Origin of the sequence: Dawidia cretensis, assembly GCF_018598175.1 — a bacterium.
Taxonomy (GTDB): domain Bacteria; phylum Bacteroidota; class Bacteroidia; order Cytophagales; family Cyclobacteriaceae; genus Ohtaekwangia; species Ohtaekwangia cretensis.
In genome coordinates this window covers 125047-139331 of the sequence record NZ_JAHESE010000012.1, presented here as the reverse complement: position 1 = coordinate 139331, position 14285 = coordinate 125047, and the positions used below count along the sequence as shown (strand labels likewise).

Sequence of the window (14285 nt, the reverse complement as noted above, 5' to 3'; positions counted from 1 at the left end):
CGGCTATTCCGGGTTCTTGAGAACGTGCTTCACCAGGCGTTCACACAAGGCATTGATCTCACTACTCATGGCTTCGTCATTGGTAGCCTCCAGAATACTCTGCCCGATACCGCCAATGCAGTCTACATAGAACCGCTTCATGTCCTCTACCGGCATGTCCTTGGTCCACAGGGCAATGCGTAATGTGTTTTTCTGTTTATGATCCCACAGGGACACCATCATGGATTTGGTGTCACTCATGCCCGGATCGGGCTTGTCGGTAGCGTCCCACTGTATTTTTTCGGGTATGTTTTTGTCGTCAAGCTCTACGCTGAACTGAATCGATGATTTTTTCATAGCCCAAATATAACAGGTGTCGGCCGTTTAGTGTTCCCCACCTTAATAGCTTGTTTCATCTAACGTCACCTTGCCTTTAAAGGTCCAGAATACAAACGTGGTATAGGCCGCTACCAGCGGCACGCCAATCGCCGCTACCGTCAGCATAATGCCCAGGGTCTTCTCCGACGAGGCCGCATTGTACACCGTCAGGCTATTTTCCGGCGCCCCCGCGGAATAGAGGATCACCGGAAACAATTCCAAACACACAATCATCAACGACACACTGATCACCAGGGCGGACGACAGGAATGCCAGCAGGTATTTGCGCTTCGCCACCATGCGGGTAATGTTGGCAATCGCCAGGATCATAATGACAGGCAGCACAAACATCGACGGACTGTCGTGGATCTGGTCGGCCATGTGCGGTATATAGAGGACCGTGTAGAACGACGTAATAACAAAGCTGATCACAAAGAAGATGGTCGCGCGCCGCACGATGATCGTCAGCTTGGCATACAACCGGTCCTCGGTTTTCATGACCAGGTAGATGGCGCCGTGCATCATAAAAAGCGCCAGCGCGGTGACACCCACCATGCACGCATAGGGATTGAGGAACGCCATGTCGGTGCCACGGTATATATGGTCTTTGTCAAGCAATATGCCTTGAGCAACATTGCCGAGCATCATGCCCAGCAAAAATGCCAGCAGCGCACTGGAAAGACAATAGCTGACATCCCACATGCGCCGCCACCACAACATCGGCTCCTTGCTGCGAAACTCGATCGACACCGCGCGAAAAATGAGCGCTACCAGGAAGATCATAAAGGGTGTATAGAATGCTGAAAGCAGCGATGCGTATACTTCCGGGAAGCCGGCAAACAAGGCTCCGCCGCCAATGACCAGCCAGACTTCGTTACCGTCCCACACGGGACCAATGGCATTGAGTGCAATGCGCCGGCTGTTCTCTTTATTTAGAAAGAGGTGCAGTGCCCCGGCGCCCAGGTCGAAACCGTCCAGGATGGCGTAGCCTGTAAAGACCGCGCCGATCACCAGGAACCACCATGTAGCATAGTCAATACCGACAAAAGTTTCCATGCGCTAGGAGGGGTTAGTGGGGTGTGAAGATTTAACAGCATCGGCCATTTCCAGGTGTCGCGGACTGTGGTCTTCGTTGTGTGTGTCGTACGGTCCGTGCGTGATCTTTTTGTTGAGCAGATACACAAACAATGTAAACAACAGAATGTACACCAGTGTAAAGAGAATAAGCGACGACAATACCTGGTTTGCTGTCACAGCCTCCGACAGTGCATCGGACGTGCGCAATAATTTATAGACCACCCACGGTTGCCGTCCCACCTCGGCGGTGTACCAACCCACCTGGTTTCCGATCTGCGGCAACAACACCGCCCACACAAACAGCCACAACAACCACCGTTTGTCGAACAGCGTACCCCGCCACCACAAGAATGTAGTGTACAGCGACAACGCGATCAGGAACATGCCGATGGCAATCATGATATGATACGTCTGGAAGACAAAGTTTACCGCTCCCGGCCGGTCTTTTTCAGGAATGCTGTTAAGGCCGGGCACCGGCGCGTTGAAATCACCGTGCGTCATGAACGAGAGCCCGCCCGGTATAGAGAGCCCCGAAGTCTTCTGTTCTTCTTTATTTACCCACCCAAACAAATACATATCTGCCACCGCCAGGGAATCAAAGTGTCCCTCCATGGCAGCAAGCTTTGCTGGTTGGTAGCGTGCAACAATGTCAGCCGAACGGTGACCGCTAAAGAGCTGAAACAAGGACGCGCCCAGGGCGACCAGGAGCGCGATCTTAAACGACGCGCGGGATAGCTCGATATACTTACCTTTTAAAATATACCAGGCACTAACGCTGGTCACCAGAAACGCACCCGCCAGGAAAGAACCTGACCACACGTGCAGAATGCGATCAACCGACGAAGGATTAAAAACCATCGCCCAGAAGTCGGTGATCTCCGCGCGGGCATTGATACCTTCGCCTACAACGTGATATCCTGCCGGGGTCTGTTGCCAGGAATTGGCCACCACGATCCAGATCGCCGAGAACATGGAGCCCAGCGTCACCATGATGGTCGAGAAGAAGTGCACCCGCGGGCCAACACGATTCCAACCAAAGATGAGAATACCCAGGAAGCCCGACTCCAATGCAAAAGCAAATATACCTTCGGCGGCCAGCGCACTGCCAAACACATCGCCAACATACCGCGAGTAAACAGCCCAGTTCGTACCGAACTCAAACTCCATGACAATGCCGGTGGCGACACCAATGCCGAAGATCAGCGCAAAGATCTTTACCCAGAAGCGGGTCATCTTTTCATAGATGACATTACCGGTCTTCAGGTACATACCTTCCATGAACACCATCACTAATCCCAGGCCGATACTCAGCGGCGGGTAGATATAGTGAAAGGCGATCGTAAAGGCGAATTGTATACGGGAGAGAATTTCTACGTCCATCGGGGCCTAAAGCTACAGCCTGAACGATTAAGGGACAAGCTGGAAAAGATATGTTGTTGGAAGCGCAAAAGAGGTGGAACAATCCGTACCGGTACTTCGTTTGTTCGAACGAGTGCATGATTTTTGGGGGTCCCGGGAAGGTCGGGAAGGGACAAAATAATTCCCGGAAAAGGGGGGAATTCTCCCAGTCAAAGCCGAGTCATCCACATAGATGTCCCACACATGTCCCATAGATGTCCTACGGATGTCCTTACCCTTTAAAGGGGTGGGACATCCATGCGACATCCCAAGGTAAGGGTTGGGGGCAGGGTATTTCAGACAGCTATCTGCCACCCACTACCCGGACTGTCCGTGGTTTTCGTAGGTCACTATTTCACCAATCCCAAAAAGAAATCCATAGAGGCTGGGTTCTTTAACGAACCGGTGTTGAGCACCGCCTTTGGATCTTTCCCCTGCAGAATCTTCTTCACCGGTGTTTCGGTCTTTTTACCACTAATGGTGTAAGGCACATCGGGCACCGCAATGATCTCGTCGGGCACATGGCGTGGGCTGTAGTCACTGCGGATCGCAGTATTGATTTTCTTGCGAATGTCGTCCGTCAGCGCAATGCCATCCTGCATGACCACAAACAGGGGCATCCAAAATTCGCCGCCGGATTTTTCCAGACAGATCACCAGGCTATCCTTCACCTCCTTCACCTTATCCACAGCGCGGTATATTTCACTGGTGCCAATGCGTACACCGCCGCGATTCAACGTGGCGTCGGAGCGCCCGTAGATGATTACCCCCTGGCGTGGTGTTAGTTGGATCCAGTCGCCGTGGCGCCAGATGTCCGGGAACATTTCGAAGTAGCTTTCGGTATAGCGTTTAAAGTCGGGATCGTTCCAGAAATATACCGGCATGGAAGGCATTGGCCGGGTAATGACCATTTCGCCTACCTCATCCAGCAAAGGTTGGCCGTCTTCACTCCACGCTTCCAGGCTGCAGCCCAGCGCACGGCATTGGATCTCCCCCGCGTATACCGGCAGGGTAGGATTGCCCCCGACAAAGGCGCTGCACACATCGGTGCCGCCACTCATCGAGGCCAGCCAGAGGTCATGCTTCACCGTGCGATAGATCCACTCAAAGCCCTCTGGCGGCAGGGTACTGCCCGTAGAGCTGACGGAGCGCAAGGCCGTCAGGTCGCCAGGTGCTGCCGGATGTATACCCGCTTTGATACAGGCCAGGATAAAACCCGCACTGGTGCCGAAGTGATGAATGCGCGCCTGGGCGGCAAACTTCCACAATACATTCAGATCGGGATATCCGGGACTACCATCGTAGAGCACCATGGTGCCTCCGGCCAGCAAACTGCCATGTATATAATTCCACATCATCCACCCCGTGGTGGTATACCAGAAGCACCGCTCACCGGCCTTAAAGTCATTGTGAAAGGTGCCGTACTTGAGATGCTCCAGCAGGATGCCGCCATGTCCCTGCACAATCGCCTTGGGCAGCCCCGTGGTGCCCGACGAATATAGGATCCACAGGGGATGACTAAACGGTACGCGCGCAAACTGCAACGGAGCGTCTGTCGATTTTGTAACGTCTTGCCATAAAACAACCGGCTTTGAAAGCGTCGGGGGTGCTGGTTGCGTGGAGAGAAGGATTACACACTGCAAGGAAGGCAGTGCATGGACAAGCTCTTGAACGACACTCTGCTTGTCAAAGGTCTTGCCGCCGTACGTATAAGCATCGACGGCCACCAGTATCTTCGGCTCGATCTGCGCAAAGCGGTCAATCACCGCCGGCGTACCAAAGTCGGGTGAGCACGAAGACCATACTGCACCCAGCCCGCTCGTGGCCAGGAACGCCGCCGAGGCTTCGGGAATGCCGGGCATATAGGCGGCAATGCGGTCGCCGGTAGTAATATTTTGCGTGCGAAAGAATTGTTGCAGCGACGCTACCTGTTGGCGCAACGTAGCCCAGGCGGTTTCTTGTAAAGGGCCGTCTTCACGTTGAAAGATAATCGCCGGATGGGCATCGGTGGCCTGGCGAAAGATGTGCTCGGCATAGTTCAGCCGCGTGCCTTCAAACCACTGCGCGCGGGGCATTGTGCCCGTTACCACGTGTTGATAGGAACCGTCGTGTTGAATGTCGAAGTACTCCCACAAGCTTTGCCAGAAATCGCCGGCCTGCGCCGTCGACCACTGCCAGAGCGCCTCGTAGGTGGCAAAGGAAAGATTGCGTGTGCGGGCCAGCCATTGCGTATAGCGCAGCAGGTTGGATTGCTGTATCGTTTCTTCCGAAGGAATCCACAGGGGTTGCATAGAGGGTGGGGGTATGCGTTACTGTTCTTGCAGCACGCGCAGGGCATCGATCTTGTCCTGGGCCAGCTGCTGTTTCAACGTGTCAAGGTCCGGGAATTTCTCGTCGCCGCGTATAAACGTATGGAAGCGCAACGTCAGGCTTTCGCCGTACAGATCGCCACTAAAATCGAAGAGGTTTACTTCAATGGCGCGCTTCGTGCCGTTTACCGTCGGTCGGTTGCCGATGTACAACATGCCTTTATACTGGGCACGGCCATGCAGTACGGTAACCGCATAAATGCCGTCGGCGGGAATCAATTTATAATGCGTGTCGATGTCGATGTTGGCCGTGGGGTAGCCCAGTTGCCGCCCGATGCGGTCACCGACGACAACACGGCCAGTGAGACTATACGGCTGTCCCAGCAGGTGCGAGGCGGTTTCCAGATCGCCTTCTTCCAACGCCTTTCTGATCTTGGAAGAGCTAACCGCCACATGGTCGACATCCTGGCGCGGAATCTCCTCCACGTCAAACCCATAGCGGGGGGCGTTGAGCTTCAGTTGCTCAAAGCTACCTTCGCGGTTGTGGCCAAAGCGGTGGTCATAGCCAATCACCAGCTTTTTAGTGCCGATGGTTTGCACGAGAATCTTCTGAATAAACTCTTCGGAGGTAAGCTGCGAAAATTCTTTGGTAAATGGAATGCGCACCAGGTGTTGAATGCCTTGCTCTTTCAGCAGCTCCGCCTTTTCTTCAAAGGTATTCAGCAGCTGGAGGGAGCGATCTTCGGGGTGCAGCACCAGCCGCGGATGTGGCCAGAAAGTGATTACCACGGTCTCGCCACCATGCTTCAGGGCCACCTCGCGCAGGCGATTTAGTATTTTCTGGTGCCCGACGTGTACGCCGTCAAAGGTGCCGCTGGTGACAACGGCATAGTCCAGGCGGGTAAAATCGTCGATTCCATGATAGATCTTCATGCTCCTGAATGGTAGGCAAACCTACTGTATTTCGTCAATATACAGGGCGTTTTCGAGCGTATATTTCCCAATGCGGGTGCGGCACAGCTCGGCCATGTAAGCGCCAACGCCGAGGGCTTCGCCCAGGTCGCGCGCGATGCTGCGAATGTAGGTGCCCTTCGAGCAAACAATGCGGAACGATACTTCGGGCAAGTTCACCGCCGTAATTTCAAACGTACTGACTTCCACCTCGCGCGGTGTCAGTACGACATCTTTTCCCTGGCGGGCAAATTCATAGGCGCGCTTGCCGCCAATGCGAATGGCGGAATGCGCGGGCGGCAGTTGCTGTATGCGGCCTTGCTGTTTGGCCGCGGCCGCGCGAATCATATCGGGCGTGATGTGGGAAATATCTTTGGCCTCGCTTACCTCGGTTTCGAGATCATAGGAAGGCGTGGTCTGACCAAGGATGAAGCGGCCGGTATATTCTTTTTCCTGGCCCATGAACTCTTCGATCTTCTTGGTCATTTTGCCGGTGCAGATAATGAGCAGGCCGGTAGCCAGGGGGTCGAGCGTGCCGGCATGGCCGATCTTTTTCATCTTGAGCTTATAGCGTAGCTTGTTGACCACGTCAAACGAAGTCCATTCCAGGGGCTTGTTGACGAGCAGTACGCGGCCCTCGCTTTCGGGAGCGGTTTCCATTAAATAATAGTAAGGCCTACGTTGAGGTAATACAGCACCAGGATGAGGATGCCCAGCACGATGCGGTAATACCCGAACAGCTTAAAGCCGTAGCGCGTCAGGAAACTGATGAAGGATTTGATGGCCACGATGGCCACGATAAAGGCTACGACGTTGCCGACGGCCAGTAAGGTGATTTCGTGCGAGCCAAAGGTGTTGCCCTCCAGGAAGTATTTCAGCATTTTCAGCCCGGTGGCTCCCGCCATGGTCGGTACGGCCAGGAAGAAGGAAAATTCCGCCGCGGTCTTTTTGTTCAGCTTCTGGGCCATGCCGCCGATGATGGTAGCAGCCGAGCGCGACATGCCGGGGATGAGCCCGAAGAGCTGGAAAGCTCCAACTTTAAAGGCTGTCGGGTAATCAATCTCCTTGTTACTGTTTTCGTTATTCTTAAAAAGCTTGTCGACAAACAAAAAGAAGATTCCGCCGATCAGTAACGTATAGCCTACCACGTCCACACGCTCCAGCAGGGCGTCGATATAGTCTTCGACCAACAACCCGACGACGGCTACGGGTACGAATGCAACCACCAGCTTGTAGTAAAAATCAAGCGACTGAAAGAACCGTTTCCAATACAGTACAATGACCGAGAGGATTGCGCCCAGCTGAATGGCCACCGTAAACATTTTAACAAAAGGATCGGACCCAATGCCCATCAGCGACGAACCGATGATCATGTGGCCGGTAGACGATATCGGCAGGAACTCCGTAACGCCTTCGATGATGGCGAGGATGATTGCTTGCAGGATAGACATGGACGAAGTAAGGGGAGACTATTCGGTAGGTTTATGAAGAATGGCGTAGATCTCCATAATGAATCCGGCCATCACAACGATCGGGCCCAATGTCAGACCCAGGAAGCCGAACCCGTGTTGGCTCTTATCGAGGGCCATGAGGATGAAGCCTACTAAAAGCGTTACGACGCCGATGATCATCCATTGATAGTTCTTTTTTCCAAAAGGAAGTTTGCTTTGCATGACGGTTGGTTTATCAGTATAGTTCGTCTAAGGACATTTTCAGGTACCGGTGGATCGAAAAGAATGTGCTGACAACAGCGACGACCATGCCAATGCCAAGCAGCAATGCCAGCAAGAACAAGAAGTGCCGCTGGTTATGCACCAGCATAATATCCGGAAGTTTTTTCTGCGAGTAGTCCGACAGCGCCCACAGCAATGCGCTGGTCAACGCACCGGCCAGAAGACCGTAGCCCGCCGCGCGGAACAGGAAAGGCCGCTGAATAAACCAGCGCTTGGCGCCCACGAGCTGCATGCTGCGAATCAGGAAACGCTGCGAGAACAAAGCAATGCGCAAGGTATTGCTGACGAGCAGGAAGGTTATCACCAGCATGATGACGGCAATCACAATCAGGACGATCGAGATGTTGAAGAAATTTGTATTGACCGCGTCAAACAGGTGCTTTTCGTAGGTTGCTTCCAGGATACCGTTGACGGTCTCCAGGTCGGCCTTGATTTTTTTCAGGTTGGTCGTGTCCTGAAACCCGGGCTTGATGCCCACGATGAAAGCATCCTTTAAGGGGTTCTCGCCAAGAATCTCTTTATAGTCGCCGATCTGGGCGACGAGGTCTTTTTCGGCCTCCTCCTTGGAGATGTATTTCAGTGCGGTTTCACCCGAGGCGACATATTCTTTTCCGAGCAGGATCTTTTCCAGCTGGCCGCGCTGGTTTTCGGTCAGCGTGCTTTTGAGGTATACTTTTACATTGAGGTTTTCGCGCACCATCTTCCCGAATTCCTGGGAGTAGATCATGAGGGTGCCAAACAGGCCCAGGGCAAAGAGGGCCAGCGTGATGCTGAACACCACACCGACGGCAGGATAGCCGCCCAATTTCTTCTTTCTTGTTGCTTTCTCCATGCTGTAAGCCCCAAAGTTATGAGAAAATACGAAATACCGTAGTTTCTGCGGGGTCCGGGGGACTTGTAAAAAAATAAGGCCCGCGGGAGGCGGGCCTTGTTCGTAAAGCGTTCGGCGGTACCGGCTGCCGCTATTTGCCGCGGTAGTCAGTCAGCTTCTTGAGCAACACCGGGTCGCTAATGGGCGTCAGCGGCCGGATCTTCTCAGATTCTTCGTTCAGCAGGTAGTAGCTCTCTTTGTAGAACAGGAATACCGTGCGTTTGTTGTCGCTAAAGAACTCCATGATCTCGTACAGGTTCTTTTCGAACGAGCCGTAGAGGTAGAGCTTACCTTCCTTAAACTGGTAGTGGAAGGTATATTTCTTGTTATTGTTGTCGGTGCGAACCTCGATCTTCGATTTGCCATTCTTCGGCTCGTTCGAAGATTCACGCAGTGAGCCATCTTCGTGCGGCGCAGTGTTGCCGGCTTCTTCGCTCGGGTCAAACACAGTGACATTCGGCTTGGCCATGGCCGGCTCTTGCGGCACAGCGGCGGCGGTGTCTTTGGGACGAGCCGTTTTATTGGTTGCCGGAGCCTGCTCGGTAGGAGCAGGGGCAGTCACCGTCTCGTGTTGCTCCGCCGTCGGGGCAGCCGGTGTTTCCGTCGCCGGTGCCGTGTCAGGCGTCACAACCGACTCGGGTTGTGTTTCCGTCACGGGTGACTCTTGTTGTACAGTAGCGGTGCTGTCGTTGCCCGGCTTCAGGTACAGGTATACACCTGCGCCAATCGCGCCGGCCACCAGCAAGCCTGTCAGCGTTTTTGCCAATACAGCCTCGCCGCCGGTAGCAGCGGGAACCGGTATAGCGTTCAACATGGCCTTCAGCTGGACCCGGCGGGCCTGGCGAATACCTTCGGCAATGCTTTGTTGCAACGTGTACTCACGGCTCAATTCAGGATCGGCGTTCAACTGTTGTTCGAAAGCCGCCTTCTCCTCACCCTTCAGTCCATTCGCAATGTAGCGGTCTAATAATTCCAAATCTCTTTCCAGTGCCATAGTTCTAATCCAAAAAGTCCTGCTCAGAGTACTGAGCTTTCACAAGTTCATCCAATTTCATTTTACACTTGTACTTCTTCGTTTTGGCGGTATCGGTGTTGGCGAATCCCAGCTTGTCGGCAATCTCTTGCATCGACATCTCGTCGAAGTAATAATACATCAGCACTTTCTTGCAGGTTTCCCCTAATTGCTCGATGCAGCGTAAAATTATTCTATCACGTTCGGCCGTCTCTGTATCTAACGACACAGCCGTGTCTTTTTCTTCATTCGAGAGCCGTTTTTTTCTATCCAGCTCTTTTCTCCACAGATTCTGACAGATGCTGTAGATATAGGTACTGATCTTGGAGGTCATGACCAGGTTACCGGAGGTGGCCTTTTGCCAGAAGACGATCAGGGCGTCCTGGTAAACATCGCGGGCCTCTTCTTCTGTTCCACTGTTGGTGATGACGAGCTTGGTCATCATCCGGTAGTACTTCTTGTACAGGAACTCGAGAGCTTTCTCGTCGCCTTTGCAAATGCGCTCGAAAATCTCTTTTTCGTCCATGTTTGAGCTCGACCTGTATACCATCGTTTAGCGGGGTTGTAACCTCTGAGGTTGTCTTTTTGTGAATTTTCCGGCGAATGGGCTCTCTAAAGAGGTTAATGCACCCTATTCCAGGTTTGGGTTCGATAAAATGGGCCCCAATATCCGCGGACCTTTAAGTCATCGCCATCCAGCCAGATCTTACAGCCATATATCTTGCCGCTTTCAGGGTCGAGGATCTTGCCGTCGGTATACTCGCTATCCGATTTGACCATGTCCTGCATAATTTCCATACCAACGATCTTCTTCTTATAGCGGGGGTCGTCTTCCGGGCACTCGTCACAGACCGGGTCCGGGTCATCTTCAGGGGCGCGGACAAGCTTGATAATCTTACCGTAGACTTTGCCGTCGCGCTCGTAGAGCTCCACGACCGACCGCTCTTTGCCGGTGTTGTCATCGATCGTCTTCCATTTTCCCAGCACAGGCTCTTCCTGGGCCAGGCCGATGTGTGCCCACAAGAGCAACGTCCATGTCAAAATCCGGAGAGGCATAAGCGGATAGTTTTACCCGTCAAAAATAGAAAAAGCCCCGGCATTCCCGAGGCTTCCCCTAAATTTGATGGCGTTTTTTGCCGTTACTGAGCGCTTTTTTCGGGCGCCACGACGGCAGAAACCACTTCGGTCTTAGCCTTTGCCTGGGCCGCCTGGGCCGCTGCCGTATGGTCTTTGTGCGCAATGTGCGGGGCGATAATCAGTGCCACGATCGACGTCAGCTTGATCAGGATGTTCATCGACGGACCGGACGTGTCTTTGAAGGGGTCACCCACCGTGTCGCCTGTTACAGACGCTTTATGCGGCTCCGATTTTTTGTAATACATCTGGCCGTTGATCTCCACGCCTTTTTCAAAGGACTTCTTGGCGTTGTCCCATGCGCCACCGGCGTTAGATTGGAACATGCCCATCAGTACACCCGACACGGTTACACCGGCGAGCAGGCCGCCCAATACTTCCGGGCCAAACGTGAAGCCTACGATCACGGGGGCTAGCAGCGCGATGGCACCGGGAGCAATCATCTCGCGGATCGACGCCGCCGTCGAAATGGCCACGCATTTTTCGTATTCAGGCTTGGCCTTGTATTCCATGATGCCGGGTATCTCACGGAACTGACGGCGTACTTCGTTCACCATGTCCATGGCGGCACGGCCCACGGCCGCGATAGCCAGCGACGAAAAGATGAACGGAATCATACCGCCCACAAACAGGCCCGCCAGCACCGGCGCTTTATAGATGTCGATGGAAGAAATGCCAGAAATGCCCACGAAGGCAGCAAAGAGCGCCAGCGAGGTAAGAGCAGCAGAAGCAATGGCAAAGCCTTTGCCCGTAGCGGCAGTGGTGTTTCCTACCGCGTCGAGGTTGTCTGTACGGTGACGTACTTCTTCGGGCAGCTGGCTCATTTCCGCAATGCCTCCTGCGTTGTCCGCAATCGGACCAAAGGCATCGATCGCGAGCTGCATGGCCGTTGTCGCCATCATACCGGCCGCGGCAATGGCCACACCGTAGAGACCTGCAAAAGCGTATGAACCCATGATACCGCCTGCCAGTACAAAGATGGGCAGCACGGTAGATTCCATGCCAACCGCCAAACCACCAATAATGTTGGTCGCGTGGCCCGTAGCGGATTGTTTAATGATTGACAATACCGGGCGCTTGCCCATGGCGGTATAATACTCGGTGATGACGCTCATCAGCGTGCCCACGACAAGACCAATGATGATGGCAATGAACACGTCGTTGGAGGTGAACGTCACACCGCGGTGAACCATGGTTTCTGGCAGCAGGTACTTCACCGCGAAGAACGAAGCGATGGCGGTCATGATAATGGATGACCAGTTGCCAATGTTCAGCGCGGTCTGCACGCTGTCAGTTTCTTTTTTGATGCGGACGAACCAGGTGGCCACGATCGAGAAGATCAGGCCCAGGCCGGCGATCACCATCGGCAGCAGGATAGGAGAGAGGCCGCCGAACTTATCCGCCGAAGCATCGATCTCCTGACCCAGCACCATGGTGGCGAGGATCGTGGCAACATAGGAACCGAAAAGATCGGCGCCCATACCGGCTACGTCGCCTACGTTATCACCTACGTTGTCGGCAATCGTCGCAGGGTTGCGCACGTCGTCTTCGGGAATGCCGGCTTCTACTTTACCGACGAGGTCGGCGCCTACGTCGGCAGCCTTGGTATAGATACCACCACCCACACGGGCGAAGAGCGCGATCGACTCAGCACCCAGCGAGAAGCCCGCGAGCACTTCGATAGCCTTCTTCATTCCGGGGCCCGTGATGGCGGCGCCTTCGGGCACGTACATGTTATACAATACGATGAACAGACCTCCCAGGCCAAGGATGGCGAGACCGGCCACACCAATACCCATGACAGAGCCGCCTGTAAACGACACCTTCAGGGCATGGGCCAGGCTGGTGCGCGCGGCTTGTGTCGTGCGCACGTTGGCTTTGGTGGCGATCTTCATGCCGATGTAGCCCGCGAAGGCTGAAAGCACGGCACCGATCAGAAAGGAAACGGCAATGAGCGGGCTGGAGTCGGGCACCAGCGTGCCGGACCAGGCCAGCAGCAGGGCGGCGATCACCGCGAAGTAGGTCAATACCTTCCACTCGGCACGGAGGAACGCCATGGCGCCTTGTGCGATGTATCCGGCAAGCTCCTGCATTTTTGCGTCGCCGGCGTCTTGTTTGGTTACCCAGGCGGACTTAATGGCCATGACGATCAGGCCGACAATTCCCAGCAGCGGGATGAGAAGTAAAATACTGTTCATATTGGTGTTAAAAATCTGATTGATACATAAAAGCCACCCGGCACACCAGATGGCTTTATACTAAGGATGGCAAAGATAGGAATCAGCCCGAATCTGCCAAATGATCAATACAATCGGTTGTTCCCGAAACGGGAAGGGGGGAAGATGTGCCATTTAACACACTCCGGAAATATCCGGAGGAGGATGTGTCGTGCGATCAGACGCCGAACATCTGTCGCAGGGCGAGCCAGAGGTTTTTCTTCTTGAGGTCGTCCAGGCGCGGCAGGGCATCGGCCACGACAACAGGCAGACCGTCATGCGTAAAACTCTCGTACAGGCGATTGGAGCCCTGCAACGTAGCGCCCAGCGCAATCACCCTCGTGGGCGCATAGGCCGCCAGGTCAGCCACGGTAAAGGCCGTGCGCGTAATGATCTGTACCGTGGCGATATTGAGCCGCAGTGCCGTGATCATCTTCGTCAGCGTCGTTTGCTCAGCCTCCGTCAGTTTCTCCCACGGGTCTGACACGATGACCAGCACACGTGGTGGGAGGCTATAGAGGTCTTCCTGGTAGAGATATGTTTCGATGGAGGCTGCCTGGCTCATGCGTTCTTAGGATTCTTTGATGTCGAAGATGGATCGTAGCTCGGCGGCTTCAGAAGGTTTCATTCTTCCTGCCAGGATGAGGCGCAGCTGGCGGCGGCGCAGCGCTCCTTCGTAGTATTCGGCTTCTTCCGGCGTTTCGGCTACAACCGCAGGTACGTCGGTGGGCTTTCCTTCGTTGTCGAGCGCCACAAAGGTAAAATAGGCAGCATTACTTTCAAACTTGTGCGCAGCCGGTATATCTTCGGCATCGACATCGATGCGCACTTCCATCGACGATTGGAATGCGCGTGTCACGCGCGCGCGCAGCGTCACCACGTTGCCCAGGCGAATGGGATGCTTGAACGAGATGTTGTCGACCGATGCCGTGACCACATGGCGGTTGGAATGCTTCTGTGCGGCGATGGCCGAAACGATGTCCATCCAATGCATGAGCCGTCCGCCCATCAGGTTGTTGAAGGTGTTCGTGTCGTTTGGCAGAACAAGCTCTGTCATGCTGACAAAAGACTCGCGCGGGAATTTAGTTTTTCGTGTTTCGCTCATGGTGAAAAGATCGCTGCCGGCACCGGCAAGTTCCAGTAGTTGGATTTATCGTGAGATGTTTTAAGGAAAGATACCCGTGTTTTTTAGGGTAATGTTTTTACCAGACTCGTTGCATACGATTG

At 54.1% G+C, this 14285-nt stretch carries 15 protein-coding genes; all 15 read right to left on the bottom strand.

Annotation, left to right across the window (positions count from 1 at the left end):
- Positions 1–3: 3 nt before the first annotated feature.
- Positions 4–336, bottom strand: a complete 333-nt coding sequence (gene gldC, locus KK062_RS14070) for a gliding motility protein GldC (protein ID WP_254084941.1) — start codon at positions 334–336, stop codon at positions 4–6.
- Positions 337–378: 42 nt separating this feature from the next.
- The gene (gene cydB, locus KK062_RS14065; protein WP_254084940.1) at positions 379–1413 is read right to left on the bottom strand and encodes a cytochrome d ubiquinol oxidase subunit II; all 1035 of its coding nucleotides are present in this window, start codon (positions 1411–1413) and stop codon (positions 379–381) included.
- A gap of 3 nt (positions 1414–1416) precedes the next feature.
- Positions 1417–2814 (bottom strand): cytochrome ubiquinol oxidase subunit I, encoded by a 1398-nt coding sequence (locus KK062_RS14060; protein ID WP_254084939.1) that lies wholly within the window; start codon positions 2812–2814, stop codon positions 1417–1419.
- Positions 2815–3182: 368 nt separating this feature from the next.
- Complete coding sequence (locus KK062_RS14055) at positions 3183–5123, bottom strand: acetoacetate--CoA ligase (RefSeq protein WP_254084938.1); 1941 nt, start codon at positions 5121–5123, stop codon at positions 3183–3185.
- Positions 5124–5141: 18 nt separating this feature from the next.
- Positions 5142–6074, bottom strand: coding sequence for a bifunctional riboflavin kinase/FAD synthetase (locus KK062_RS14050; protein WP_254084937.1), 933 nt, complete (start codon positions 6072–6074; stop codon positions 5142–5144).
- A 21-nt stretch (positions 6075–6095) separates the two neighbouring features.
- A complete protein-coding gene (gene truB, locus KK062_RS14045; RefSeq protein ID WP_254084936.1) occupies positions 6096–6752 on the bottom strand; it encodes a tRNA pseudouridine(55) synthase TruB in 657 nt (218 codons plus the stop codon).
- Complete coding sequence (locus KK062_RS14040; RefSeq protein WP_254084935.1) at positions 6752–7543, bottom strand: undecaprenyl-diphosphate phosphatase; 792 nt, start codon at positions 7541–7543, stop codon at positions 6752–6754. The genes truB and KK062_RS14040 overlap by 1 nt, the downstream gene beginning before the upstream one ends.
- Positions 7544–7561: 18 nt before the next feature.
- Entirely contained in the window at positions 7562–7765 is a 204-nt protein-coding gene (locus tag KK062_RS14035; RefSeq protein ID WP_254084934.1) for a DUF3098 domain-containing protein, read from the bottom strand.
- Between the two features lie 13 nt (positions 7766–7778).
- Positions 7779–8657: a cell division protein FtsX gene (locus tag KK062_RS14030; RefSeq protein WP_254084933.1), complete on the bottom strand. Its 879-nt coding sequence runs from the start codon at positions 8655–8657 to the stop codon at positions 7779–7781.
- A gap of 130 nt (positions 8658–8787) precedes the next feature.
- A complete protein-coding gene (locus KK062_RS14025; RefSeq protein ID WP_254084932.1) occupies positions 8788–9690 on the bottom strand; it encodes a RodZ family helix-turn-helix domain-containing protein in 903 nt (300 codons plus the stop codon).
- 4 nt (positions 9691–9694) lie between these two features.
- Positions 9695–10234, bottom strand: coding sequence for an RNA polymerase sigma factor (locus tag KK062_RS14020; RefSeq protein ID WP_254084931.1), 540 nt, complete (start codon positions 10232–10234; stop codon positions 9695–9697).
- A 95-nt stretch (positions 10235–10329) separates the two neighbouring features.
- Complete coding sequence (locus tag KK062_RS14015) at positions 10330–10764, bottom strand: DUF2147 domain-containing protein (protein ID WP_254084930.1); 435 nt, start codon at positions 10762–10764, stop codon at positions 10330–10332.
- 83 nt (positions 10765–10847) lie between these two features.
- Positions 10848–13040, bottom strand: a complete 2193-nt coding sequence (locus KK062_RS14010; RefSeq protein ID WP_254084929.1) for a sodium-translocating pyrophosphatase — start codon at positions 13038–13040, stop codon at positions 10848–10850.
- Positions 13041–13236: 196 nt separating this feature from the next.
- Positions 13237–13623 (bottom strand): hypothetical protein, encoded by a 387-nt coding sequence (locus tag KK062_RS14005; protein WP_254084928.1) that lies wholly within the window; start codon positions 13621–13623, stop codon positions 13237–13239.
- A gap of 6 nt (positions 13624–13629) precedes the next feature.
- Complete coding sequence (locus tag KK062_RS14000; protein WP_254084927.1) at positions 13630–14163, bottom strand: acyl-CoA thioesterase; 534 nt, start codon at positions 14161–14163, stop codon at positions 13630–13632.
- Positions 14164–14285: the final 122 nt, after the last annotated feature.